Consider the following 25,637-nt stretch of genomic DNA (forward strand, 5'->3'; position numbering starts at 1 on the left):
ATGGAAAATTCGAGTAGAATCGACACGCGCTCTTCGGCCGCCTTTCAAGAAGCTAAGAAGATCATTCCCGGGGGAGTGAACAGTCCTGTTCGCGCCTTTAAGTCGGTTGGTCTAACACCTTTGTTCATGGAGAAAGGCTCAGGTTCTCACGTAACGGATATTGACGGCAATACCTTTATCGATTATGTAGGATCTTGGGGTCCATTAATCGTCGGACATGCTCATCCTGTCGTGCTGGAAGCCATTAAAAGTACTGCCGAAAAAGGGACGAGCTTCGGTGCTCCGACGCTTCTAGAAACGGAAATGGCGAAGTTGGTTATTGAACGCGTGCCGTCCATTGATATGGTTCGCATGGTGAATTCAGGGACAGAAGCGACGATGAGCGCCCTTCGGTTAGCCCGCGGGTTTACGAAGCGCGACAAGATTATGAAATTCGAAGGAAGCTATCATGGTCACGCAGATGCACTGCTGATCAAAGCTGGCTCCGGTGTAGCCACACTTGGCCTTCCAGACAGTCCAGGGGTTCCGAATAGCGTGGCCTCGAATACGATCACTGTGCCTTACAATGATTTGGCATCCGTTAAATTAGTGTTTGAAAAGTTTGGAGAAGAAATCGCGGCTTTAATCGTTGAGCCGATTGCAGGGAATATGGGAGTAGTTCCTCCAGCTGAAGGGTTTTTACAAGGATTACGTGCCATTACTCAGCAATATGGCACCTTGCTAATCTTCGATGAGGTGATGACTGGCTTTCGCGTGCATAAACACTGTGCTCAGGGCTTATACGGCGTTACACCTGATTTAACATGTCTAGGTAAGGTCATTGGCGGAGGACTCCCTGTAGGCGCTTATGGAGGCCGTCTGGACATTATGGAGCAGATTGCTCCTGCAGGTCCAATCTATCAGGCGGGAACCTTATCAGGCAATCCACTAGCAATGGCAGCAGGCTTCGCAACGTTATCGTTATTGGGTGAGCCCAATGTGTATGAGGAACTGGAACGCAAGTCCGCGAAGCTGGAAGCTGGTTTTGCTAGGAATGCTGCTGAAATTGGCGTAGCAAGCACTATTAACCGAGTAGGATCCATGATATGTCCATTCTTCACTGAGCAGGCTGTCACGAATTACGATACAGCCAAAACGTCTGATCTAGCCAAGTTTAATGCTTATTTCGGCCATTTGCTCGATTTGGGAGTTTCGGTTGCACCTTCGCAATTCGAAGGGATGTTTGTATCTACGGTTCATTCCGATGAAGATATCGCTGCTACCATCGATGCTCATCGTGAAGCGTTGAAGCGATTATAAGTTTCTGAACATGCAAAGACCTGGCCAACGTGGCCAGGTCTTTTGCAATTTATGTAGAGGATTTATTCTGTTTTTGTAGTTGGAGCAACGGTTGGAGATGGCAATGCAGGATTCCCAGTATTTGTTTGTCCTTGGTTAGGGCTTGTACTCGGTGTAGGCGTCGGGCTCGGCTTTGATGATGTGGAAGCTCCTGGTGAGGAGCTTCCTGAGCCTGTGCCCGAACCTGTGCCGGTATTACCACCATTGCCTGTACCTGTTCCAGAGCCTGTACTCGGAGAAGGACTTGGCTTCGTAGAAGGTGTAGGTGAAGTTTCAGGCTTCACTGTCGGACTTGGTTTGACAGCACCATTATCTGATCCTGAAGGAGGATTAGATGTACCATTCTTACCTGCTTCACTGCTGGTTTCAGGCTTGGTTGACGTTGTTGATTTTGGTGTAGCTGTTGCTTTAGGCGGGTTCGCTTTTTTATTCGCTTGTTCTTTCAAGAATTCAGGGTGGTCATAAGCACCACCTGGATCGATTGTTTTAAGTCCTTCCCAAACATTCTTCACCTTTACTTGGTCAGGATGGTCAAAAACTAGGAAAGCAGAAGGTAAGCGACGCTCCCCATAACGACTTGATGGCTTCGTAATCAGCTCATCATTGTATACCATCTCGGAGGAAGCTCCGCCATCTAAGAAGCCAGCATTAATGACGCCATCTGCGAGAAACATATCCTGTACTTCTTTGAGGGTCGCGCCTACACTGTGCGTTTGACGGCCGTCGATCACGATGAAGATAACCGTTCCGTCGGCTTTTTGTCCCACAGCTGTACGAGGTGCGCGTCCCCAGCCTCCGTCTCCGCTTGTAATAAGCGGTTTTCCGTTAGCAATAACACGCGGATAGAAGGATACAGCGTCAGTGACACCAAGTTTAAGCAGCTCGTCAATCGTATACTTGCCGATAATGAGCGTGCCTTCTTTTGTGAATCCAACGATGTGTTGAGGAACGCTGCCTTCTTGGTCTGTATAAAGAATTTCTCCGCCGGACATAATAGCACCAATTGGCGCAAATCCGTTTCCAAGTCCGTCTGGATCGTTGAAACCTCCGCCATTTACGCCGGCGACAGCGCCAGTACGCTCTACCATGGAGGTAATTCTTTCCCCTTCACCTTGCTTTGCGGGGACAACGACACGAATCGTTCTTGGGTCATAGACATACATTTTCTTGCCCTTCCAAAACTGACCAGAAATATCTTCGACTTTCACAAGACTTTCCGTAGAACGATTTTTATTGAATTGAACCGCCCGCAAATCTTGTTTTTCAACAGAGTTGATTTCGGTCAAATTTTGCATTTCGAGAACCATCTGATCTCTACGCTCAGCACCAACGAAAATCCAAGCCCAGTCACGATGCTGCGTCGTAATAACCGTTTTAGCCAAATACTCGCGAATATATGCCCCAGGCGGGGTTAGAAATAAGAAGCTTGAACTCAGAAAAGTACAAACAGCTATAACGAGAAAAGTGCGTTTCAGCCAACTATAACTACGAAAATGCTCTAATATTGAACTACCCACGGTTGTTCCTCTCCTGCTCTATTATTCTATTTGGTATTAGATATTTTGATAAGTAATGTCGAAAAAAAACAATACAAGACTTATATTATCATATTTTTGCATGCAATTGTTATTGGTAATTGTTAAAATAAAGTGTACATAATCCCTATTTTCTTAAGGAGTAATCAAATCTATGAAACGATATTACTTTTTTGATTTTCCAATAGATCTAATGGCCGTTGTTTTTGTGTTTCTAGTTATTTTGCTCGTAATCTATTTATCTTTTCGTAAAGGAACACTTAAATGACAGAGTGGAAGCGCAGTGGTGAATGGTTGGAGCTCCCTGTTCCAAATCCGTTATGGAAGCCTCTTAAACCAGGGGCTATAGAAGAATTAGCAGCTATACTGCCAGTTCCTAGAAAGTACTATCTTCGACTAGCCTCTCAAGGTCTTATTCGAATTCAGGATGACAAAATTCGACTTCATGCGTTTCCAGAAGAGAAGGCTTCTTTCAGACCTGAGCCTTACGCTCTTGGTATTTTGTATGAGGATGACTTTTGCCTTGTTGTTAATAAACCGGCAGGCATGTCTGTTCATCCAGCAGAGATAGGGCAAAGCGGTACGTTGGCTTCTGCGGTAGCCTTCTATTTTGAATCGACAGGCCAGGCTTGTGGGATTCGGCATATCCATCGTTTAGATCAAGATACGACCGGAGCAGTACTTTATGCCAAAAATGAGTGGGCGCATGTGCTTCTTGATGAGGCAATGCGTGACAAACGGATTGATAGACGCTATGTGGCACTAGCTGAAGGAATATTCCGAACAAAACAAGGATCGATAGATGAACCTATTGGGAAAGATCGCTATATCTCAGGCAAGCGAAGAGTTTCACCTAGCGGTGATCAAGCGGTAACACATTATCGTGTTTTACAGCAAATGAAGAAAGCAGCTTTCGTGGAACTTACGCTAGAAACAGGGAGAACCCATCAAATTAGGGTCCATCTTAGTCACTTAGGCCACCCATTAGTAGGGGATTCCCTTTATGGGGGTTCATCGCGATTGTTTCATCGACAAGCTCTGCACGGAGAGAAGCTTTTGTTCGATCATCCTGTTACTCAAAAGCAGGTCATCGTGCATGCTCCTCTGCCGCAAGATTTCAAACTTTTACTAGAGGAAGTTGCAGCCTTGTAAAAATGTAGTCATGCCTAGCCCTTCCCACCCATATACTTTTAGAGACAAACAAGTAAATGGCCAAACAATCCGAATGCTGTCCAGCATCTGGGTTTGATGGAAGGGAGGATTAATTCGGTGTCTGAACAACAACCAGGTTTAAGATTCGATATCTATGAACGAGTTCATTTGCAAGAAGATTTGGCGGGGATACAAGAATTAAATGATGTAGAATTGCTTCCTCATATTCAGGTAATTACTCTGGATGATCAGGCAATCCTGAAAGGAAATTTGCTGCTCACGGGTAATTATTTCAGTGAAGAAAGGGATACACCCAGATCACTAGAGCATCTGATTCCAGTCGAGATCACATTACCTTTAAATCGTATTCATCGTGTGGAAGATATTCAGGTCGAGATTGAAAATTTTGATATTGATCTTTTATCAGCGCGAAGTCTGAACGTTACAGGTGTTCTTTCCCTGCAAGGCGTCGAAATTGTGTCGGCTCCGCTGGAGAGCTGGCGGGAAGAAGAGGAAGTTACTTTTGTTCATGAGGTTAACATCCCAAGTTTTGAGCCGCCTGTGCCCTATCAGCCACAGCCCGTACAGGAACCTCCGGCAGTTCCAACCATACGAGAACCCGTGAATGCAGCGTCTTATGCTGATGCTCTTCCATTTGTGGCTCCCGTTCAAGATGAGGTTGGTTCTGACGATGGTGCAGTTGTCGTGGAGTTTGAACAAACCGAAATAAAGGTGACACCCCATCAAGAAAGCACGGTGGTTTCGGAAGACAAGAAAGAACTCAAAGTCGCCTTTGGCAAAAAGGCGAATGAGGCTGTGGACATCAACCCGTACGGTATTAAATCGCTTCTTTCAAAGGCGGGCTCGTATCTTACCGATAAGAGGAATGCAGAAGCAGAAGCGCAAGCTGCGCTTGCGGAAGAGACGCGAATAGATGCTGTGGAGTGGAAGCGACTCTTTCTTCAAAGCAACACAGGGACGCAAGAGTTTAGGAAACTAAAACTTTGCATTGTTCAAAAAGAAGATACGTTGGAATCGATTGCCAAACGATATCAGCTCAACCCGCGTGAGCTTCAACTCCTGAATCGTATGAGTGATCAAGAAATTTCAGTTGGGCAGGTTATTTATCTGCCTAGATAAATAACAGATACATAGGCAAGAGCCTTTGGCTGCTTATAGCGGCTGGGGGCTCTTATTCATTTTCGTAACATCTTTCGGAAGCAAGCATAATTTATGCAAAAAAGGTAATACTGGAATGATATATTGACTCTATTTCAAATGTTCGATATCATATGATGTAAACCATTTTGAGTAATATTGGAAACGTTGATAGGGAGTAGTAGGCGGTAAGCCCTTCAGAGAGTGGAACTGGTAGCGCTGAAAGGTTCCATAGGAAGCAACCGAACGAAGTCGCCCTGGAGTTGTGAGTGTGATTGTATGCGCCCGTTTATGCGGTGAGCAGCATTAGCATTCGCCGGCCGCAGCCGTTATCTGTTTGAGAGCCACGCGCTTCTTTTGAAGCTGCGCGGAATGAAGGTGGTACCACGGAAGCAAGCCTTTCGTCCTTTGCGGGGCGGAGGGCTTTTTTTGTTTGAATGGACGCCGATGTGAGATGACTTACAGGCCTTATAAGCCTGTTTAACAGAGATAATAGTAATGGAGGTAATCCTATGACCGAAGCTAATGAGACCAAAGAACAATTGCAAATGCCTACTACGTACGATCCTAAAGAAGCTGAGCGCAAGTGGTATGATTACTGGATTAAAAATGAATTTTTCAAAGCAGGCACTCGTCCTGATGCAGAAACCTACACCATTGTGATTCCACCTCCGAACGTAACAGGTATGCTGCATATCGGGCATGCGCTTGATTTTACACTACAGGATATTTTAATTCGTACCAAACGGATGCAGGGTTATGACGCACTTTGGCTGCCTGGATCTGACCACGCAGGTATTGCTACCCAAACTAGGGTAGAGCAAAAGCTCCGTGAGCAAGGACAATCACGCTATGATCTTGGACGCGAGAAGTTCTTGGAGAAGGTGTGGGAGTGGAAGGAGCTATATGCGAACACGATTCGTGAGCAATGGGCCAAAATGGGCTTCTCGCTGGATTATTCGCGTGAACGCTTCACCTTGGATGAGGGGCTATCACAAGCCGTTCGTGAAGTATTCGTAAGCCTTTATGAGAAAGGCCTCATCTATCGCGGGAAATATATTATTAACTGGGATCCAGCGGCTCGTACAGCGCTGTCTGACATTGAAGTAGAATATAAAGAGGTGCAAGGCGCTCTCTATCACTTAGAATACAAAACGACGGATGGAACAGGTTCAATCGTTGTTGCCACGACGCGTCCTGAGACGATGCTAGGGGATACAGCTGTCGCTGTTCATCCAAAGGATGAGCGCTATAAGCATCTCATCGGCAAAATGCTGCTTCTCCCAATCGTAAACCGCGAGATACCGGTCATAGCAGATGAGTATGTGGATAAAGAGTTCGGAAGCGGCGCCGTCAAAATTACACCGGCTCACGACCCGAACGACTTCGAAGTCGGGAAGCGTCATGACCTGCCGCAAATTCTTGTTATGGATGAAACGGGTACGATGAACGCGAATGCGGGGCCGTATCAAGGGCAAGATCGCTTTGATTGCCGCAAGCAAATCGTGGCGGATTTGAAGGAGCAAGGTGTTCTTATTAAAATTGAAGAGCATGTCCATCAAGTGGGTCACAGTGAACGCAGTGGTGCGGTTATCGAGCCTTATTTGTCAACACAATGGTTCGTGAAAATGCAGCCGCTTGCTGAGAAAGCGATTGATACACAAAAATCAGGCAATGGCGTTAATTTCGTACCTGATCGCTTCGAGAAAACGTACTTGAACTGGATCGAAAATGTTCGTGACTGGTGTATTTCTCGTCAATTGTGGTGGGGACACAGGATTCCAGCATGGCACTGTGCAGATTGTGGTCAAATCACGGTAACACGTGAGGATGCTACGACTTGTTCACATTGCCAAAGCACGAATTTGAATCAAGACAATGACGTACTTGATACATGGTTCAGCTCGGCATTGTGGCCTTTTTCAACATTGGGCTGGCCTAATGAAACAGAGGATTTGAAGCGTTTCTACCCGACGAATGTGCTTGTAACGGGCTATGATATCATTTATTTCTGGGTATCTCGCATGATCTTTACGGGGCTGGAATTTACGCAGCAAATTCCGTTTAAAGATGTTTTGATGCATGGTCTTGTACGGGATTCCGAAGGCCGCAAAATGTCAAAATCCCTTGGCAATGGAGTCGATCCGCTTGAAGTCATCGAGAAGTACGGCGCTGATGCTATGCGCTATATGATTTCGACAAGCAGCACACCAGGACAAGATCTACGTTTCCGATGGGAACGTGTGGAGCAAGCGCGGAATTTTGCGAATAAGATCTGGAATGCATCTCGCTTTGCTTTAATGAATCTCGAAGGTGTAAACGCAGCAGATATTGATCTAACGGGTCAACTGGGTACTGCAGACCGCTGGATTCTGCACCGCCTGAATGAAACAGTTCGTGACGTGACGCGTCTAATAGACAGCTATGAATTCGGCGAAACTGGCCGTTTGCTGTATAATTTCATCTGGGATGATCTTTGTGATTGGTACATTGAGTTTAGTAAATTAAGCTTATATGGGGCAGATGCAGCTGCTAAGAGTAAAACGCAGTCCGTGCTTGCTTACGTTCTTGATCATACACAGCGTTTGATTCATCCTTTCATGCCTTTCATTTCGGAAGAGATTTGGCAGCATCTGCCGCATGTGGGTGAGACCATTACGCTTGCACCTTGGCCTGTAGTGAATGAGGCTTTCGAATCGCCTGACGCTGTTCGTGAGATGGAACTCTTGATGGACGTTATTCGTTCCGTTCGTAATATTCGGGCCGAAGTGAATGTGCCTATGAGTAAGAAAGTTGAACTGCTTGTCAAGCCGGCTAGCAGCGATACGCTGAGTATTCTCCGCAGCAATGAGGAATACCTGAAGCGTTTCTGTAACACTTCTCTACTCCAAATCGACGCAGAAATGGCAGCTCCTGAGAAAGCCATGACCGCTATCATTACAGGAGCTGAGCTTTTCTTGCCGCTGGCTGGTCTTATCGACATTGCGCAAGAGCTCACGCGCTTGGATAAAGAATTACAATCTTTGCACGGTGAAGTAGAGCGTATCGAGAAGAAACTGGGCAATGAGGGCTTTGTGGCCAAGGCGCCAGCCAAGGTCATCGAGGAAGAAAAGGCAAAGCTTGCTGATTATGCCGATAAGCGAGACAAAGTGATTGCGCGATTAGCGGAGTTAAAAGGATAATTGTAGCAAATCAAACGATTGCCTAGTTACGAAAACAAGCTGATTCATATAGTAAATGAGGATGAGATCGATGGATAAAATCAAAGATACCCCTTCGGCTGAATTCCAGACAGCGCAAGAAGCCATTGCCTGGATTGTCGGCCGGATGGAGAAGCTCGGCATGAAACCGGGACTTCAACGAATGCAGTTGCTAATGGAGAAACTAGGTCACCCCGAACGTAGGCTTAAGTTCATTCATGTGGCTGGTACGAACGGCAAGGGCTCAACATGTGCGTATTTATCTTCTGTTTTGCAGGCTTGCGGATATGACGTGGGTACATTCACGTCTCCTTATTTGGAGAAGTATACGAATCGTATCCAAGTGAACGGAGCCGACATTCCGGACGATGTGCTGCTCAGACTGGTGAATGAAATGAAGCCAATCGTTGACGAAATTGCAGAGACTGAGGTTGGACCTCCGACAATGTTTGAAATTTCGACTGCGCTTGCGATTATGCATTTTGGCAAAGTGGCATATCCCGATTACGTAGTATGGGAAACAGGTCTCGGGGGAAGGCTGGATAGCACGAATATTGTGAATCCCGTCGTAACCATCATCACAAATGTAGGCCATGACCATATGGAAATCTTGGGAGATACACTAGAATTAGTAGCAGCAGACAAAGCAGGTATTATTAAAGCGGGTGTACCCGTCATTACCGCTGTTGAGCCTCATGAGGTGTGGAGTGTGATCGATCAAACAGCCAAGGCCAAAAAAGCAACACTCTACTCACTTGGTGGACAATTCAATTTCACGAATGTGAGAAGTGAGCTAGATAGCCAAACTTTTGATTTTAGCGGGCCGTTTCGAAATATTAATGGTGTGCCGATTACGTTAAACGGAGAGCACCAATTGAAGAACGCAGCAGTGGCCGTAATGACGCTTGAAGTTCTTCGTCAGTATTATGCTTGCATCGTAGATGATGAAGATCTGTTCAAAGGGCTCAAGGAGACACGTTGGCCGGGCAGGCTTGAGATGGTTTCGAGAGAGCCTCGTATATTACTCGATGGCGCTCACAACCCAGAAGGGGCCGCAACGCTGGCTGCCGCGCTTCAAAGTGTATATACTTATCATAAGCTTCATATGATGATAGGAATGCTCAAGACGAAGAATCATACAGGCTACCTAAGGCATATACTACCATTGGTGGATACTCTTATAATTACGGAACCCGATTTTCATAAAAAAGGCGACGCTTCTATGCTCGCTGAGATTGCAAGAGAGCTTCTGAGCGAGATGAACCGTGAGGTAGATATCATTGTCGAGCGAGATTGGAAGCGAGCCTTAGAAATACTAACAAGTAGAACTGAGCAGGATGATCTGGCGGTCGTATCCGGCACGCTGTATTTAATCTCTGATGTTCGTTCTTGGATTACCTATCAAACCGATTCTGAAAAAGGATGGTGAGAACGGCGTGAGTCAAGCAGAACACGTACACTTTATAGGCATCGGCGGATACGGCATGAGTGCCATTGCCAAAGTCATGCTGGAAATGGGATACCGGATATCTGGTTCCGATCTGGCACAGCAAGAGCTTACAGAAAAGCTGAAAGCGAAGGGTGCTCAAGTTTTCATCGGACATGAAGCTAGGAATGTGTCAGGAGCCGATTTGGTTGTGTATTCAACCGCTTTGGCCAAGGACAATGTAGAAATGCAAGCTGCGGAACAATTGAACATTCCGATTATTCATCGCTCACAAATGCTTGCTCGGCTCATGAATGAACGCAAAGGCATCGCCGTAGCTGGGGCCCACGGCAAAACAACAACATCATCAATGATTGCTTTAGTCATGGAGATTTGTGGAATAGATCCGACCTATATTATTGGCGGCGAGATCATGAATGTTGGCAGTAATGCCAAAGCTGGCAAGGGCGAATTCGTCGTGGCAGAAGCGGACGAGAGTGATGGAACCTTCCTTCAATATCACCCAACCCTCGCACTTGTAAACAATATCGAAGCGGATCACTTGGAGAATTACAATGGTGATTTCGAGAATTTGAAGAAAGCTTACAAGCAATTCCTCAGTCAAGTTAGACCTGGAGGGAGAGCTATTGTTTGTCATGATGATGCGTTCTTACGTGAAATGATTCCGCATATTCAAAGCGAAGTTATTACGTATGGTATAGATACTGAGGCTGATTATGTCGCAAGCGATATTACGTTAGGCGACCGTAAGGTTACGTTTACTGTACAGTTCAAAGGGGCGGCACTCGGTCAAGTTAGCTTGTCCGTACCAGGTAAACACAACGTATATAATGCATTAGCGACGCTTATCACCTGTCTGGAAGCAGGGCTCGCTTTCGAGAAAATTGCAGAAGCTATTCAGGAATTCCGCGGTGCAAAGCGTAGGTTCCAAGTGCTGGGAGAAGTTGCGAACATGCTGGTCATTGATGACTACGCGCATCATCCTACGGAGATTCAAGCAACCATTTCCGCAGCAAAAGCAACAGGGAAACGCATCATAGCTGTATTCCAACCGCAACGTTATACGCGAACCTATTATTTATTTGAACAATTCAGCCGCTCATTCGATGAAGCTGATGAAGTTATTATCACCGATATTTACTCACCTGCCGGCGAGCAGCGAATTGAGGGCATAGATTCAGCCAAACTGGTTGATTTGATTCGCAGTAACAGCAACCCGAATGTTCAGCATATTGCAACTCGGGATGAGGTACTCACATATTTGATTCAGCATGTGCAGCCTGGTGACTTGGTGTTAACCATGGGAGCGGGCGACATCTGGAAAGCAGCTGACGGTTTAGCGAAATCGCTGCGTAAAAAGTACGAACCGACTAGTTAGAAGAAAGATCGCTGCAAGCCAAATGGCTGGAGGCGGTCTTTTTTTGCTGAAAGAAACATAATGGGGTTCTCTCAATCATAATCTAGTAACAGAAGATTTGGACAAGACGACGCGGCGCTATGCCCGTTTCCAAATAAATTTTACGAGGAGTGATTGAGAGATGAACAAGAATAAAGCAAGAATCACCTACCGTTTCGATCCACAAGAAAAGTCGGAATCAACCCGTAGAGCATCGCGAGTACCCGATCAAGAGGAGAAAGTGATACCACTCTATCAGGAAGAATTTAAGGTTATAGATTCTACGATTGACAGTCATACGTCGGATGAGGTTACTCCTTATCATCAAGCGGAGAGGGAGCAAGTCGAACATTTATTTGAACCTCATGCTTTAAATACATTCACGACGGACTTTGGTAGCTGGAATAGTCAGATTGAAACGGAAGGTGAGCGAGTGGAACGCATCATTCGTGAGTCACAGGCAGCCCGTGAGAATCCAGCTGTTAGAAATCCGTCAACAGAGAGAGATGAGCCTACTTCTGACAGACATCGCGATGAGTGGTCGTCATGGACGTCTAAGGAACCCTATAAGGAACCGGGGACAGGTGCCAGATACGCGAAATCAACGGGTACACCTTGGATACGAATTGCAACATCAGTGGCAGGAGCAGTGGTAACGGGGATTGCGTTTGGTTTCTTTGTTCTCTCTATGTTTTCAAGTGAACGTGATACCAAAGATACGGCATCGAGTAAAAATACGATAACAGTTGCTTCACCTAATGTACAAGCAGCGGCCCCATCGAAAGCGCCAACTGGAGCAACTAAAACGACTACAGATCAAGCGGGGGCTATTCCGGCTGCTGCATCGGCTGTCACAGCGGTTCAAATTCCTGCGAAATCGTATACATTCCTTCAAAATGGTGTGTTTAGTACCTTACAGGCAGCTCAAGCTATCCAAGATACTCTGAAGAAGAAAGGGTTAGCCACTGCGCTTGACACGACAGATAAGCTGACCGTATTCGTCGGATTTGCCAAAAACCGAGATGACGCTCTCGCATTAAGAGAAGAACTGCAAACATCAGATAAAACCATTGAGGTTTATATGAAAAACGTGGATATCCCAGCGGCCACAGGCATTCGTTGGAGCGGCTCGAAACCGGAGTCGGTTCCAACCTTCATTGCCGAAGGTGATAAACTAGTGAATACGATAAATGGATTAGCGCTTGTTCATTTGGCTGAGACGAAGCCAACCCCGCTTGCTGAAACGTCGCTGCAATCGATTCGCTCTTCCCATCAGCTGCTTACGACATTGTCGGCCTCGCTGGGCGAGGGGTTAGGTGATGACACGAAGCCATTCGTGCAAAAAATGACCACATCGATCAACAGTGCGGTTCAATCGATGGAAGAGTACAAGAAGAGTCCTTCCGCGGCTATGCTATGGCAAGCTCAATCGTCCATGATGCAGTACATTATTGCTCAGAGAGAGCTGCTTAAGAAAATAAGCGTATCCTAATGAAAAAGCAGTGTGCCCAAAACTCTATGGAGTTTGGACACACTGCTTTTTATTTGTAGATAAGAAAGTATAAGTTTTATACTTTTGCTTCGCATCTACCTTGACAAACGCGCTCGTCCCTGAAGGACGACGGAGTCGTTTATCCTTGGTAATAGCGATTGAGCATGGCAGCAATCTCTGCACGGGTAATGGTTTGACTAGGTTTAAACGCGGTATCCGTTATACCATCAATAATGCCCTTATTTCTTAGCGCATAAATGGCCTTAGCACTCCATAATGTCTCAGGTACATCGTTGAAAGATGCGGATGATGCTGCAGAAGGCAGGTTATTCGTTATGGAAGACGACATTTGTAAAAGATGATCGAACAGAAAAGCGACTTCACCTCTCGTAATCGATTGATTGGGTCGAATCGTTCCATCGGAGTAGCCTTGCAGGAGGTTTAAGCTTTTGGCTTTGGCAAATACAGGGCTTGCCCAATGAGAAGACGGCAAATCTTTGTAACTTTGCTCAGCGGTAGCTTGGCAGCCGTAAACAATGGATGTCACGGTATTGCTCGGCTCACAGACGGCCTTCAACTTGCTGAACGTAAATACCCGGTCCATTAATGTGAGAAATTCTGCTCTTGTTAAAGCGCGTTCCGGTTCATACCGATTAGCAATACCTTCAATGATTCCTTTATTTTTCATCCGAATAATCGCTTCTCTGGCCCAATGACCAAGTGAATCTGTAAAAAGGGGCGGCGTATAAGCGGCAATACCATTTGCAATGCCCGCAGCCATTTTAGACCGGGCCGAATCGCTTGCAAGCAAAGCTGCGTCACTTGTTTGGCTGAGAAAAGCGGTTTCTACGAGAATACTCGGAATTGTTCCCATTCTGGCTACATAAACTGCACTTGGAACGAGACCTAGGTTTTTGGTGCCGGCAGCAGTGACTAGTGAATCCAAAACACGCTGTGCAAGGTCTTTGCTGTACGGAGTTAATTGTTTCATTGCTTCACTTGCTGGATAATCCTCTTGTGGATAATCATTGTCGTAGTAAAGAACCATGGTTCCTTTTGTTTTACCGTCTGGATGTGCATTGGCGTGGATAGATACGAATAAATCCGCTTGTAGAGTATTTGTAAATTCGACGCGCTGTGCGAGTGACCAATAGGAGTCATCTGTCCTTGTTAAGACAACTTCGTAACCTTTTGCGATTAGCTCGTCCCGTACCTTCTGGGTGATGTCCCAATTGACATCTTTTTCACGAAGACCGTTTACACCAGTTGCTCCAGGATCACTTCCGCCATGTCCGGCATCGAGGACAACTTTGTAAGCGAATGCTTGATAAGGAAATGCAAATGTAAGTAATAAGGATAAAAGGATAAATCTTTTAAGTAGAGTCATAAGTTGAAATACCTCCGCTAACTATCTTACTAGGATAGGCTTACGTTGTAAGCTGGTAAGAATCACCAAACTATCATATTTTTACTTGGAAAAAAGAAGAGTCTACCCGTATAATAGGGCTTGTACATAAAGAGAGGATGACAGGAATGAAAAAAGGTACCTTCACATTGATCGTATTTTTAATCGTCGGTTTAATTACCGGGATTATCATAGGCCAGCTGCTGGCTGCAGTGCCTGCTCTCGCATTTTTGACCAAATCGGCGCAAATTTCATGGGAGCCCAAAGCCGATTTACAAGTCGTGAAATATGAGTTCCATCTTTTGGTGAAACTAAACCTGTGCAGTATTCTTGGACTAGTGGGGGCTTACCTCCTGTATCGTAAGGTGTAACTGGATTGTATTTGGAAGGCCATATTAAATATTACAATCAGCTAGGAGTTGTTTCTTTTGAGTAATTCCCCTAAACAAAGACTTATTCTTGCTTCGTCTTCGCCTCGGAGGCAGGAACTTATTCAATCACTTGGTTTACCCTATATCATTCGAGTGAGTGACGCAGATGAGACCGTCGAAGAAAAAATATCGCCTGCTGAGCTCGTAGAAGTGCTCTCTGTGCGTAAAGCCTCAACTGTTTTGGAAATGCTTGAAGCCAATGAAAAAGAAGGAATCATCATTGGTTCTGACACCGTTGTTGTCTATCAAGATGAGGTTCTAGGTAAACCGGTGGATGAGCAGGATTCTTTCCGGATGCTTAAAGCACTGCAAGGCAGTACGCATCAGGTTTACAGCGGAGTTGCTTGTGTGGACGCAGCTACAGCTAAGCAGGTAGTCTCTCATCGTGTGACTCATGTGAAGATGAAGTCTATGTCTGACGCACAAATTCTACGTTATATTGCCACAGGAGAACCTAAGGATAAAGCTGGTTCTTATGCGATTCAAGGGATCGGGGCAACGATCGTAGAATCTATTGAAGGTGATTATTTTACCGTTGTTGGATTGCCGCTTTCTCTGCTCAGTGACTTACTGCTAAGCTTTGAAATTCAAGTTTTATAATCATCCGATCCAAGCTGGAATATATGTCCAATATAGGACTCATACATTGACTGTGTAATCTGTAACGGTTACAATGACAGTAAGCGACATGACTTCGCATTCTTCAGGGAGGTATTTGCCATGAACAGCGAATTTACAATAGCCGTCCACAGTCTCGTATTTCTGGCTCATTTACCGGATCATATGGCAACCAGCGAAGAAATTGCTGTGAATGTATCTACCCATTCTGCTCGTATACGTAAAGTTATGGGCTTTCTACGAAAAGCAGGTTACGTTTCGACTAAAGAAGGAATCGGTGGCGGATTCATACTTAGCTGCAACCCGAACGAGGTGACACTCGGCGAAATTTACCGATTAACTTGTCAAGGTTCCTTGAAACCGAGCTGGTGCTCTGGTGATGAGAATAAGACCTGCGTCATTTCGTCCAAAATGGATCTATTGATGGGGAAGGTTTTCATTGACGCAGAGAAGCAGATGGAAATATACTTTGATGGACATACCATCGGCAGTATGCTGGAACAAATCAGAGCGTTCGAATGTCCACAATCGAATAAAGAGCAATTGTCCTAGAAGCCCTCGGATCTACAAATCCGCGGGCTTTATTTTGTTTTCATGAGCACTTATCCGTATGAATGGGATGCGTTTAAGTAACACAACCTACACAATGAAAGAGGGGAATTCATGGAAGTCACAAGTTTGATGTTACGAGAAGTACCGCAGGAGGAAAGACCTAGAGAGCGAATGCTCCAATACGGAGCAGGTGCATTAAGTCACGCAGAACTGCTGGCTATTTTACTTCGAACAGGGACTGTGTCGGAGTCAGCGCTGCGTTTAGCAGGTCGCATATTAAGTGAAAGCGGCGGACTGCGCAGCCTTGTTGATATGAGCAAAGATCAGCTTACCCAAATCAAGGGAATAGGCGATGCGAAGGCTCTGCAAATTCAAGCCGGGATTGAGCTCGGACGCAGACTGGCTAAGAGTACATTTGAGGAGCGAGTTACGATTCGTTCACCTAAGGATATCGCAGATTTAGTAAGTGAAGATCTTCGGTATTTGCAGAAAGAACATTTCGTTTGCTTATTTCTCAATACAAAGAACCATTTGCTTGCGCAGGAAACATTATCGATGGGCAGCCTGAATGCGTCCATTGTTCATCCTCGTGAAGTGTTTCGCGCGGCAATCAAACGCAGCAGTGCTTCGATCATCTGTGTACACAATCATCCTAGCGGTGATCCAACTCCAAGTCCGGAGGATATTCAGCTCACACATCGTCTTATGGAGGCAGGAACTATAATTGGTATTGAAGTGCTTGATCATGTTATCATTGGTGATCAGAGATTCATAAGTTTGAAGGAACAAGGGTTTATGTAATATAATAGATATCGCAATAGGAAAGGAGCAACTACCATGTTCGGTGGTTTTACGAAAGATTTGGGAATTGATTTAGGTACAGCGAATACACTGGTTTATGTAAAAGGCAGAGGAATTGTCGTTAGGGAGCCGTCCGTGGTTGCTCTACGTACTGATACAAAAACAATCGAGGCTGTCGGAGACGCCGCTAAAAAAATGATCGGTCGTACACCAGGCAACATTCGTGCAATTCGTCCGATGAAGGATGGGGTTATTGCTGATTTTGAGACAACCGCGACGATGATTCGCTATTTCTTGAGACAAGCACAGAAGCAGCGTTGGTTGTTCCCGCGTCACCCGAATGTTATGGTTTGTGTGCCTTCAGGCATCACAGCTGTTGAGAAGCGTGCTGTTGAAGATGCAACGAAGCAGGCTGGAGCGCGCGAAGCTTACACGATTGAAGAACCTTTCGCAGCAGCGATAGGTGCCGATCTTCCGGTGTGGGAACCAACTGGTAGCATGGTTGTCGACATTGGAGGGGGAACAACGGAGGTTGCTGTCATCTCTCTTGGGGGGATTGTAACGAGCCGTTCCATCCGAATTGCAGGCGATGAAATGGACGAAGCTATCACTCAATACATTAAACGTACGTATAATTTGATGATCGGGGAACGTACATCCGAGACGCTTAAGCTGGAAATAGGGTCGGCACTTCCTATGGACAAGCCTGAGTCCCTCGAAATAAGAGGACGTGACCTTGTTTCCGGATTACCGAAAACGTTAAGCGTTTCTTCCGATGAAATTACGGAATCGTTGACGGACACGGTGAATGCGATCGTTGAAGCTGTGAAGGTTACTCTCGAGAAGTGTCCGCCTGAATTATCAGCGGATATCATGGATCGGGGAATTGTACTGACGGGTGGCGGCGGCTTACTGCGTAATCTTGACCGCTTGCTTGCCAGAGAAACCGGAATGCCCGTACTTGTCGCTGAGAATCCGCTAGATTGTGTGGCGATTGGAACAGGTCGCGCTTTGGAAAATATCCATTTGTTCAAGAACAGATCAGGATCCAGTTCGAGATATAAGCGTTAATATTCGTTAGAAGGTGCTAATTTGTTTAAATTTATGGGCAACAAGAGGTTAATTTTTCTGATGTTCGGTCTAGTCTGCTTCTTTATATTGATGGGACTGACACTCGGGAACCGGGCACCCATGACGTGGCCGGAGAAATTTGTTAAAGACTCGGTATCATGGACGCAAGGACTCTTCTACAAGCCCGCTGCGCAGGTAGCGGGTTTCTTTGAAGACATCCGTCAGTTAAGAGTTATCTACGAGGAAAATAAGACGCTGAAATTGACTCTTACGCAGTATGCACGAGACACACAGCGTTTGAATGAGCTAGAATCACAAAACAAGCGGTTAATGGAGGCTCTTGGCTTCACAGAAAGACAGCGTCAGGCTAACGTGTATACGTATCGCATTGCTGAGGTTGTAACCATTGATCCGGATCCGTATAATAGCACGGTTACAATTAATTTAGGCGATAAAGATGGCATCAAGGAGAATATGGCCGTAATGACCGTAGATGGGTTGGTCGGCAGGGTGAGTAAGGTGTTTGGTTTCCACTCGAATGTTCAATTACTTACTGAAACCAATGATACCGATAATAACTCTAAGGCGATTGCTGTCACGGTGAAGGGGAATGAGAGTCAACCTTTCGGGATGATTGAATCTTATGACTCCAAAACCGGCGAGCTTGTGATGAACAAGGTTGAACATGCTGACGATATGAAAATCGGGGAAACAATTATTACATCAGGCATGGGGCAAGTATTTCCTAAGGGCATTGAGGTAGGGACAATCTCTTCCATAGGTCCAGGGGAATTCGGCATTACATACAAGGTTATGGTGAAGCCCAAAGCTTCGTTCAACCGTATCCGTGAAGTGTTTGTTGTCGAAGTCCCGGAAGTGAAATGAGGTGAGCCGTTAAGTGATTCGACATCTATTGTGGCTCATTTTACTCGGTTTGTTTATCCTGCAAGGAACCTTGCTTGTTTGGCTGATCCCGTCATCATGGCAATCTAACGTTAATGTTACACCCCATTTAACACTTGTATTCATTTTGTTTATCGGACTTTTTCATCATCGTCATACCGCTTTAATTTATGGGCTTTTGTTTGGACTATTGCACGACTTTAACTATTATGGATCGATGCTAGGTGTATATTCCTTCGGTATGGGGCTTACTGGCTATTTGGCCGGACTAGCGCAGCGAAGGCAGCCTAATTTGATTTTTTATAATTTACTCATAACAGGCGTTGGTTTGCTCTTGTTTGAGTTTATTAATTATGGTATCAATCGGTTGTTCAAGCTCATTGATATTGATTTGAAGTTTGCTCTCACCCATTACATGCTTCCCAGTGTTCTATTTAACCTGCTTATCGCCTTGATTTGCTACGTTCCCATCCGCAAGCTGCTTGAAGGAAAGCGGATTGTGCCGTCCGGAAACGACGATTAATTTTCCAGGCTCTAGGCAGGAGAATCCAGGACATGAACCGAAATGTATAGGTTGGGAGGTCGTAGCGCAATTATGTCTGTAACAAAGCACCATGTGATGATAAAAGGGGTCAAGGATGGCCTTGTTTTTTTGCTAAACGACGCATGCGAATGGCAGGACTTGCTGCAAGAGCTGCAGCACAAGCTTGAGAAAACGCATCAACAAATATTGACTGGGCCGATTATTCATGTGCACGTTAAATTAGGCAGCAGAGAAGCGACCGAAGAACAGAAGGAAGAAATTCGGTCCGTCATCAGGCAAAAAGGCAACCTGCTTATCCAATCGATCGAAAGTGAGTCGCCTAAAGAGGAAGCTGCAGAAGAGACTGTGGTTTCTATGACAACGCTCAAAGGAATGATTCGGTCGGGACAAACCCTACACAACGAGGGTGATTTATTATATTTAGGCGATGTTAATCCTGGCGGAACGATTACATCTACAGGGAACATTTATATAATGGGGTCTCTTCGCGGCATGGCCCATGCGGGTGTGGATGGTGATGAGACAGCGATTATTGCTGCTTCTCATATGCGTCCCACGCAGCTTAGGATTGCCGGAATCATTAGCCGCCCACCAGATGAATGGGGAATCGATGAGGCTTTCATGGAATTTGCATATGTAAAAGGAGGTAAAATGGAAATCGACAAGCTGCACCAGCTTCATCGTATTTGGCCGGAACCGAATTTGAAATAATCGTTTGTGTTTATGAAAATAGCGTGTGGGGTGAGAAAATATGGGAGAGGCAATCGTCGTCACTTCAGGAAAAGGTGGCGTTGGTAAAACAACGACATCTGCGAATCTTGGAACGGCACTAGCGCTTTTAGGGAAAAAAGTTTGCATGGTAGATACCGACATTGGACTGCGCAATCTGGATGTGGTCATGGGTCTGGAAAATCGTATTATTTACGATCTTGTAGATGTTGCTGAAGGCCGTTGCCGTTTGCCGCAAGCTTTAATTAAGGATAAGCGCTTTGATGAGCTTTATCTTTTGCCAGCTGCTCAAACGAAGGATAAACATGCCGTATCGCCAGAGCAAGTAAGAGATATTATTTTGGAGCTCAAAAAAGATTTTGAATTTGTCATTATCGACTGTCCAGCTGGCATCGAACAAGGTTTCAAGAATGCCGTAGCCGGAGCAGACAAAGCGATCGTTGTTACCACACCGGAAAATGCGGCTGTACGTGATGCTGACCGCATTATCGGTTTGCTGGAAAATGAGAAAATTTCCTCGCCTAAGTTAGTTATTAACCGCATTCGTCCCTTGATGATGAAAAAAGGCGAGATGCTGGATATTGATGAAATATGCTCGGTACTCGCCATCGATTTGTTAGGGATAGTTCCAGATGACGAGCATGTGATCAAAGCAGCCAACTTAGGGGAACCCACCGTGATGAATCCGTCGTCGCGTGCTGCTATTGCTTACCGCAATATCGCTCGTCGCATATTAGGAGACACGGTGCCTCTCATGCAGTTGGAGGACAAAAGCGGCTGGGTCAAACGTATGAAAAAGTTTATCGGAATAGGTTGATCGTCCAATGCTTGCCAAACTTAAAAACATAGATATTCCTATTGTTGTCATTTTGATTGCTTTTATGGTCATTAGTACGATGCTTGTGTACAGTGCATCTATCGATCATCCAAAAATTAACGTTAGTATCACGAAAATACTCGTCTTATATGGTGTTGGTCTCGCAGCGTTCGTTGCAAGCAGCTTATTTGATTATCGAGTACTAATTAGAATCGCTCCCTATCTTTATGGTATCGGCATCTTTTCATTGGTTGCTGTCTACTTTTTTGGGACGAAAATTCATGGGGCGCGCGGCTGGTTTGAGCTCCCGGGCGGCTTAACCTTTCAACCAGCGGAGTTAGTGAAGCTAATTCTAATTGTGGCTGTTACTGCACTGCTGGCAAGACGCAAAGGTGATTTACTGCAAATCAAGAATGATATTATCCCAGTCTTTGCAGCCGTGTTGTTACCGTTTATCTTGGTCCTCATTCAACCTGATTTGGGGAATGCGATCATTTTTGTGATCATTCTTTTGGGTATGATTTGGATTGGTAATATTAAATATTCGCATGTCTTACTTAGCACCGTTGTACTCATAGGCGCTGGATTCTTGCTTTTGACGTTATATAAGTATTTCCATCAGTCATTGTTTGATTTGCTTAAGGGTTACGGTTTTAGTCATTGGATGGATCGTATCGATACGTTCCTTTATCCCCAAGATGTATCTGCTGATGATAATTATCAGGTCCGTAATGCAGTAAGAGCGATCGGTTCTGGAGGTTTGGAAGGCGAAGGTTTTCTGAAAGGTACCTCTGTTCACAGTAATTTCATTCCATTCGCGTATTCCGATTCGATTTTCGTCGTCGTTGGTGAGGAATTCGGTTTCCGCGGATCAGCGGTTCTATTGTTGATCTATTTTTTACTCATTTACCGTATGATCCTCATCTCGATCCAGAGTACTCAGCTTAGCGGGGCTTATATTGTGGTTGGTGTGGTTTCCATGTTCGTCTTTCAAATTTTTGAAAATGTCGGGATGATGATTGGTATCATGCCGTTAACGGGAATCACGCTTCCATTCGTCAGTTATGGGGGAACTTCTCTACTGATTAACATGCTTTCACTAGGCCTTGTGATGAGTGTAAGGCTGCACCAGGAACGTGAGCCGGAATTTTTCTAAACGTATATGAAATTCAAGTCCTTGACCTTGGTCAGGGGCTTTTTTTGTCCACATAATCTTGTCCCTCTTCTCATAGGCTGTACAAAGGTAAAGGATGGGGAGGGGCTTCCATGGAAGTCAAAGATAAAGTGAAACAGCGTAGGATAGAACGACTTCGTAATTTGCGCGAAACGTCAGATCCTTCTAACGGGAGTGGAAGTCCGGTGAGACCCTCTCGATTTAGGGAGAATTCGTTGCCCATACATCATCATTCCGAAGTACCTCTCTATGTGGATCCCGAATGGAAACGGAGAATGGAGGATCCTGAGTACGCATGGCAGCAAAAATTATTAATGGACACAGCATTAGTCGGGCGAGATTATCTAAGGGATGGTGAAAGAGGGTTATTAGCGCCGCCTTCGCCTCGTAAGATTGCGGTCAAGCTGCTGATTAGCTGTGTTTTGTTTGCAGCGCTGTACGGGATGTTCCAGCTTAATCAGCCTTGGGCTAATAAAGGGAAGCAAATAGTGACCGCCTCTCTTACACAGTCGTACGATTTCTCGTCACTGTCAGCTTGGTATAGCGATAAGTTTGGTGGGTCACCTTCATTCATTCCCAGTTTCAACAGAGAAGGGAATGAGGCCATTAGAGTGAATGCCTCTAAACGTACCTTTTTTACTCCTGCAAAGGGAAGCATTCTTACGCGATATGACGGAACTTCCCATATGGGAGTATATTTGAATACCATTGAATTTGCACCGGTTTATTCTTTGGATACAGGGCAGGTCATTTTCTCCGGTGAAGCTGCAGAAACGGGCCTAACGATTGTGATACGCCATCCTGGAGGACTTCAATCCTTGTACGGCGGATTAAGTGAGGCCAATGTCGAGGTAGGTGACTGGATGAAAGTTGGTGAACCCATTGGTAAGGCTTCCAAGAAGGATCCTGCGAAGGGGACGCTGTACTTTGCCGTTACGAAGGACGGGCATCCCGTCAATCCATCGGATGTGATCAGCTTTGATTAAATGGGCCGGAACTACGTATCGATTCCACCCCTTATTCACACTCATTATGATTGGTTCTGCCATTACAGGCTACTTCCTGGAGGCTGTTACGCTATTTGGCATCGTGCTGGTTCACGAGATTGGTCATTTGGTTGCTGCCAACGGCTTTGGGTGGAGGGTGCGGGAAGTGCAGCTTCTGCCTTTTGGAGGAGTCTTGATCGTTGATGAGCTAGGAACGGCTCCGACGCGTGAAGAGCTGATTGTTTCCCTAGCTGGGCCGCTGCAGCACGTATGGATGATTCTCGTTGCGTTGCTGATGAAATGGGTGGATGTGGGCGCAAGCAGTTGGTGGGATTACTTCATTGAAGCTAATTTGATGATTGGCTTATTTAATCTTATTCCAGTCATGCCGCTAGATGGTGGCAAAGTAATGCAGTCATTGTTAGGGTATTTATTGTCTTACCATAACACGATTTTATATACAGCATGGATCAGTATGATCTTAAGTCTGGCTATTATTGTCATAGCCATTATCCAATTGATCAATGGACAGCTCCCGCTCAATATATTAGTCATCGGTATTTTCTTGCTTGTATCCAATTGGTTTGCCTATCGGCAGCTGCCCTATCACTTTTTTCGTTTTCTTATTGGTCGCGGGAATCGAATGAGCAGGCTGTTGAGCCGCGGGACGTTAGCACAGCCGATTGTCATTACAAGACATCGCACAATGGCGGAAACACTGAAACTTTTTATGCGGGAAAAATATCATTTAATCTATATCGTAGGAGAAACGGGGCGCATACAAGCCGTATTGCCGGAACAGCAATTAGTGAGCGGTTATTTGGATGGGAAAAAACCGGGGAGTGCAGTTTCCGATCTTTTCATGTAAAATAACTGTTGAGGTGAACGTGTATGAAGCAACTTATAATTCACTGCGCACCTGATCTTACACAAGCGGCATTGCTTGAAGAAAGTCGTCTTGTTGAGTATGATACGCAGTATCCGCTTGATTCTCAAAGAGCAGGCAGCATCTACATGGGTCGCATCGTCAACGTCCTTCCCGGCATGCAGGCGGCATTCGTCGATATCGGTCTTGCGAAGAATGCCTTTCTATATATAGACGACCTCCTACCCGTCCACTTGGACAAGCAGCCTAAGATTAAACCCTCAATAACGGAGCTCGCCGAAGTAGGTCAGACGTTGATGGTGCAGGTAACGAAGGATCCGCAAGGTACTAAAGGTGCAAGAGTAACAACGCATATTTCCATTCCTGGCCGTTGGATTGTTTACATGCCAGACGCTGATTATATTGCTATATCCCGTAAAATTGATTTGGACGCAGAACGACAGCGCCTCAAACAGCTTGCCGAAGGCAGCTTGCTTCCTGGTGAAGGTGTTATTATACGAACGGGTGCTATTGGTCAAAGCGAAGAAGCTATTCGTGATGATTTGCAAAATTTACGAGAATTATGGAGTGCCATTGTATCCAAAATGGAAGAGGCACATGCGCCCGCGCAGCTATATCAGGATCTTGATCTCTTGCCTAGATTAGCCCGTGATGTCATCTCGGATGACGTTCATGAAGTTTGGCTGAATGACGCCAAAGTGTACGAAGAGATGAAACAGTTACTTCGTAAGCAGCAGCCGAGTTGGCGGGGACGCGTTGCTTATTATGACCGCAAAATACCGTTGTTTGATCAATTTGGTGTTACGGAAGAGTTGAATCAGAGCTTTAGGCGTAAAATTTGGTTGCCTAGCGGCGGATATTTAATATTTGATCAAACTGAAGCACTTACCGTGATTGATGTGAATACAGGAAGGTATACCGGATCCATTGATTTAGAACAGACAGTCACCGATATTAATCGAGAAGCGGCGTGTGAAATTCCAAGGCTTCTGCGTCTTCGTAATATAAGAGGCATTATTATTGTTGATTTTATAGACATGAGTTCGGAATTGAATCGAGCAGCTGTGATGGAGAACATCACCCAAGCCGTGCGTAAGGATCGCTCCAAAACGATTATTGTTGGTTGGACCAAGCTAGGCCTGCTTGAGATGACGCGTAAGCGGAAATAATAATTGCATTACAAAATGTTTCTGTGATATAATATTCGGAGTGTGTTGTTTAGGCATGCTGTAACCGCACGAATCGGGTTTAAGCACGGATGTGGATTTGATCCTAACCGTCACCTGGACAAGGCGAGTCTGAGACATGAGGAGGTAATGAAAATGTACGCAATTATTGAAACAGGTGGTAAACAGTACAAAGTTCAAGAGGGCGATGTTCTTTACATCGAAAAATTGAACGCAGCTGAAGGTGAAGTTGTTTCTTTTGATCGTGTGTTCTTGGTTTCCAAAGAGAGTGGCTTAGTAGTAGGTGCTCCATTGGTTGCTGGTGCTTCAGTTTCCGCGAAAGTGGAAAAACACGGCAAAGGCGCTAAAGTCATCGTTTATAAGTACAAGCCGAAAAAGAACTATCACAAAAAGCAAGGTCATCGTCAACCGTACACAAGAGTAGTAGTTGAGAAAATCCAAGCGTAAGAGGCAGCCTTATGATCTATGTGACCATAGAGCGTCTTGCACCGGATTCACCTCAGATCTCATCTTTTGTAGTGGAAGGCCATGCTGAATATGACGTACCTGGCAAAGACCTAGTCTGCGCTGCAGTATCGGCGGTAACGTTTGGTACTTATAATTCGATTGAATCACTGACGGGCGTGATTCCCATTCACGAGATGGAACGAGGCTTGATGGATGTTACAATTCCAGAAAGTACACGATCTGTTCCGGAGACATGGAATAAGGTCCAATTGATTCTAGAATCGATGGTCGTCATGCTACAAACCATTGCAGACAATTACGGTGACTATATAACGATTGAAACAATCTATCACAAAGGAGGATAACAC

24 protein-coding genes and 2 other annotated features are annotated in these 25,637 nt (G+C 45.4%); of the genes, 22 read left to right on the forward strand and 2 right to left on the reverse strand.

The window, feature by feature from the left end; all coding sequences use genetic code 11:
* The gene (hemL, locus tag GC102_RS35850) at window positions 1-1,299 is read left to right on the forward strand and encodes a glutamate-1-semialdehyde 2,1-aminomutase (protein WP_171693734.1); all 1,299 of its coding nucleotides are present in this window, start codon (window positions 1-3) and stop codon (window positions 1,297-1,299) included.
* Window positions 1,300-1,361: 62 nt separating this feature from the next.
* Here hemL and GC102_RS35855 read toward each other — a convergent pair whose 3' ends face one another.
* Window positions 1,362-2,855: a phosphodiester glycosidase family protein gene (locus tag GC102_RS35855; protein ID WP_171693735.1), complete on the reverse strand. Its 1,494-nt coding sequence runs from the start codon at window positions 2,853-2,855 to the stop codon at window positions 1,362-1,364.
* 282 nt (window positions 2,856-3,137) lie between these two features.
* On the opposite strand from GC102_RS35855, the gene GC102_RS35860 reads away from it, so the two are divergent.
* The 6 genes from GC102_RS35860 to GC102_RS35885 all read left to right on the forward strand — a co-directional run bounded on the left by GC102_RS35860 (window position 3,138) and on the right by GC102_RS35885 (window position 12,718).
* On the forward strand, window positions 3,138-4,025 hold the full coding sequence (locus GC102_RS35860; RefSeq protein WP_171693736.1) for an RluA family pseudouridine synthase: 888 nt from the start codon (window positions 3,138-3,140) through the stop codon (window positions 4,023-4,025).
* 117 nt (window positions 4,026-4,142) lie between these two features.
* On the forward strand, window positions 4,143-5,165 hold the full coding sequence (locus GC102_RS35865; protein WP_171693737.1) for a LysM peptidoglycan-binding domain-containing protein: 1,023 nt from the start codon (window positions 4,143-4,145) through the stop codon (window positions 5,163-5,165).
* 177 nt (window positions 5,166-5,342) lie between these two features.
* Window positions 5,343-5,595 (forward strand) — a binding site (T-box leader).
* 100 nt (window positions 5,596-5,695) lie between these two features.
* Entirely contained in the window at window positions 5,696-8,365 is a 2,670-nt protein-coding gene (locus GC102_RS35870) for a valine--tRNA ligase (RefSeq protein WP_171693738.1), read from the forward strand.
* 70 nt (window positions 8,366-8,435) lie between these two features.
* Entirely contained in the window at window positions 8,436-9,812 is a 1,377-nt protein-coding gene (locus GC102_RS35875; RefSeq protein WP_376769437.1) for a bifunctional folylpolyglutamate synthase/dihydrofolate synthase, read from the forward strand.
* A gap of 7 nt (window positions 9,813-9,819) precedes the next feature.
* On the forward strand, window positions 9,820-11,208 hold the full coding sequence (gene murC / locus GC102_RS35880) for a UDP-N-acetylmuramate--L-alanine ligase (RefSeq protein ID WP_171693740.1): 1,389 nt from the start codon (window positions 9,820-9,822) through the stop codon (window positions 11,206-11,208).
* A 160-nt stretch (window positions 11,209-11,368) separates the two neighbouring features.
* Window positions 11,369-12,718 carry an SPOR domain-containing protein gene (locus tag GC102_RS35885; RefSeq protein ID WP_171693741.1) on the forward strand — a complete coding sequence of 450 codons (1,350 nt, stop codon included), beginning with the start codon at window positions 11,369-11,371 and terminating at the stop codon, window positions 12,716-12,718.
* A gap of 139 nt (window positions 12,719-12,857) precedes the next feature.
* Here the strand turns inward: GC102_RS35885 and GC102_RS35890 are convergent, their stop codons facing one another.
* Entirely contained in the window at window positions 12,858-14,105 is a 1,248-nt protein-coding gene (locus tag GC102_RS35890; RefSeq protein WP_171693742.1) for an N-acetylmuramoyl-L-alanine amidase, read from the reverse strand.
* 146 nt (window positions 14,106-14,251) lie between these two features.
* On the opposite strand from GC102_RS35890, the gene GC102_RS35895 reads away from it, so the two are divergent.
* From GC102_RS35895 to GC102_RS35965, 15 genes are all read left to right on the forward strand, one after another.
* The gene (locus GC102_RS35895) at window positions 14,252-14,494 is read left to right on the forward strand and encodes a DUF4321 domain-containing protein (protein ID WP_047675969.1); all 243 of its coding nucleotides are present in this window, start codon (window positions 14,252-14,254) and stop codon (window positions 14,492-14,494) included.
* 57 nt (window positions 14,495-14,551) lie between these two features.
* On the forward strand, window positions 14,552-15,154 hold the full coding sequence (locus tag GC102_RS35900; protein WP_171693743.1) for a Maf family protein: 603 nt from the start codon (window positions 14,552-14,554) through the stop codon (window positions 15,152-15,154).
* Window positions 15,155-15,274: 120 nt separating this feature from the next.
* Window positions 15,275-15,724: an RrF2 family transcriptional regulator gene (locus GC102_RS35905; protein ID WP_057306156.1), complete on the forward strand. Its 450-nt coding sequence runs from the start codon at window positions 15,275-15,277 to the stop codon at window positions 15,722-15,724.
* Window positions 15,725-15,835: 111 nt separating this feature from the next.
* Entirely contained in the window at window positions 15,836-16,525 is a 690-nt protein-coding gene (radC, locus tag GC102_RS35910; RefSeq protein ID WP_171644785.1) for a RadC family protein, read from the forward strand.
* A gap of 36 nt (window positions 16,526-16,561) precedes the next feature.
* On the forward strand, window positions 16,562-17,596 hold the full coding sequence (locus GC102_RS35915) for a rod shape-determining protein (RefSeq protein WP_056836326.1): 1,035 nt from the start codon (window positions 16,562-16,564) through the stop codon (window positions 17,594-17,596).
* Between the two features lie 21 nt (window positions 17,597-17,617).
* Entirely contained in the window at window positions 17,618-18,481 is an 864-nt protein-coding gene (mreC, locus tag GC102_RS35920; RefSeq protein WP_246321305.1) for a rod shape-determining protein MreC, read from the forward strand.
* Window positions 18,482-18,494: 13 nt separating this feature from the next.
* A complete protein-coding gene (gene mreD / locus GC102_RS35925) occupies window positions 18,495-19,022 on the forward strand; it encodes a rod shape-determining protein MreD (RefSeq protein WP_171693744.1) in 528 nt (175 codons plus the stop codon).
* A gap of 72 nt (window positions 19,023-19,094) precedes the next feature.
* Window positions 19,095-19,754 carry a septum site-determining protein MinC gene (gene minC, locus GC102_RS35930; protein WP_171693745.1) on the forward strand — a complete coding sequence of 220 codons (660 nt, stop codon included), beginning with the start codon at window positions 19,095-19,097 and terminating at the stop codon, window positions 19,752-19,754.
* Window positions 19,755-19,794: 40 nt separating this feature from the next.
* A complete protein-coding gene (gene minD / locus GC102_RS35935) occupies window positions 19,795-20,589 on the forward strand; it encodes a septum site-determining protein MinD (RefSeq protein ID WP_057306153.1) in 795 nt (264 codons plus the stop codon).
* 7 nt (window positions 20,590-20,596) lie between these two features.
* Window positions 20,597-21,745 carry an FtsW/RodA/SpoVE family cell cycle protein gene (locus GC102_RS35940; RefSeq protein ID WP_171693746.1) on the forward strand — a complete coding sequence of 383 codons (1,149 nt, stop codon included), beginning with the start codon at window positions 20,597-20,599 and terminating at the stop codon, window positions 21,743-21,745.
* Window positions 21,746-21,855: 110 nt separating this feature from the next.
* On the forward strand, window positions 21,856-22,749 hold the full coding sequence (locus GC102_RS35945) for a M23 family metallopeptidase (protein WP_171693747.1): 894 nt from the start codon (window positions 21,856-21,858) through the stop codon (window positions 22,747-22,749).
* A complete protein-coding gene (locus tag GC102_RS35950; RefSeq protein WP_246321306.1) occupies window positions 22,742-23,617 on the forward strand; it encodes a M50 family metallopeptidase in 876 nt (291 codons plus the stop codon). The genes GC102_RS35945 and GC102_RS35950 overlap by 8 nt, the downstream gene beginning before the upstream one ends.
* 23 nt (window positions 23,618-23,640) lie before the next feature.
* Entirely contained in the window at window positions 23,641-24,804 is a 1,164-nt protein-coding gene (locus tag GC102_RS35955) for an Rne/Rng family ribonuclease (protein WP_171693748.1), read from the forward strand.
* A gap of 52 nt (window positions 24,805-24,856) precedes the next feature.
* Window positions 24,857-24,945, forward strand: a sequence feature (ribosomal protein L21 leader region).
* A gap of 12 nt (window positions 24,946-24,957) precedes the next feature.
* Window positions 24,958-25,269: a 50S ribosomal protein L21 gene (rplU, locus tag GC102_RS35960; protein ID WP_029194673.1), complete on the forward strand. Its 312-nt coding sequence runs from the start codon at window positions 24,958-24,960 to the stop codon at window positions 25,267-25,269.
* 11 nt (window positions 25,270-25,280) lie between these two features.
* Complete coding sequence (locus GC102_RS35965) at window positions 25,281-25,634, forward strand: ribosomal-processing cysteine protease Prp (protein ID WP_029194674.1); 354 nt, start codon at window positions 25,281-25,283, stop codon at window positions 25,632-25,634.
* Window positions 25,635-25,637: the final 3 nt, after the last annotated feature.

The organism is Paenibacillus germinis, assembly GCF_013141785.1.
Lineage (GTDB): Bacteria > Bacillota > Bacilli > Paenibacillales > NBRC-103111 > Paenibacillus_E > Paenibacillus_E phytorum.

Coding starts and splice junctions, on each gene's coding strand:
- GC102_RS35860 (WP_171693736.1), top strand. CDS start 3,138: ATGACAGAGTGGAAGCGCAGTGGTGAATGGTTGGAGCTCCCTGTTCCA.
- GC102_RS35965 (WP_029194674.1), top strand. CDS start 25,281: ATGATCTATGTGACCATAGAGCGTCTTGCACCGGATTCACCTCAGATC.
- GC102_RS35870 (WP_171693738.1), top strand. CDS start 5,696: ATGACCGAAGCTAATGAGACCAAAGAACAATTGCAAATGCCTACTACG.
- rplU (WP_029194673.1), top strand. CDS start 24,958: ATGTACGCAATTATTGAAACAGGTGGTAAACAGTACAAAGTTCAAGAG.
- minD (WP_057306153.1), top strand. CDS start 19,795: ATGGGAGAGGCAATCGTCGTCACTTCAGGAAAAGGTGGCGTTGGTAAA.
- GC102_RS35955 (WP_171693748.1), top strand. CDS start 23,641: ATGAAGCAACTTATAATTCACTGCGCACCTGATCTTACACAAGCGGCA.
- GC102_RS35875 (WP_376769437.1), top strand. CDS start 8,436: ATGGATAAAATCAAAGATACCCCTTCGGCTGAATTCCAGACAGCGCAA.
- GC102_RS35905 (WP_057306156.1), top strand. CDS start 15,275: ATGAACAGCGAATTTACAATAGCCGTCCACAGTCTCGTATTTCTGGCT.
- GC102_RS35945 (WP_171693747.1), top strand. CDS start 21,856: ATGGAAGTCAAAGATAAAGTGAAACAGCGTAGGATAGAACGACTTCGT.
- GC102_RS35885 (WP_171693741.1), top strand. CDS start 11,369: ATGAACAAGAATAAAGCAAGAATCACCTACCGTTTCGATCCACAAGAA.
- minC (WP_171693745.1), top strand. CDS start 19,095: ATGTCTGTAACAAAGCACCATGTGATGATAAAAGGGGTCAAGGATGGC.
- GC102_RS35895 (WP_047675969.1), top strand. CDS start 14,252: ATGAAAAAAGGTACCTTCACATTGATCGTATTTTTAATCGTCGGTTTA.
- radC (WP_171644785.1), top strand. CDS start 15,836: ATGGAAGTCACAAGTTTGATGTTACGAGAAGTACCGCAGGAGGAAAGA.
- GC102_RS35890 (WP_171693742.1), bottom strand. CDS start 14,105: ATGACTCTACTTAAAAGATTTATCCTTTTATCCTTATTACTTACATTT.
- hemL (WP_171693734.1), top strand. CDS start 1: ATGGAAAATTCGAGTAGAATCGACACGCGCTCTTCGGCCGCCTTTCAA.
- GC102_RS35915 (WP_056836326.1), top strand. CDS start 16,562: ATGTTCGGTGGTTTTACGAAAGATTTGGGAATTGATTTAGGTACAGCG.
- GC102_RS35940 (WP_171693746.1), top strand. CDS start 20,597: ATGCTTGCCAAACTTAAAAACATAGATATTCCTATTGTTGTCATTTTG.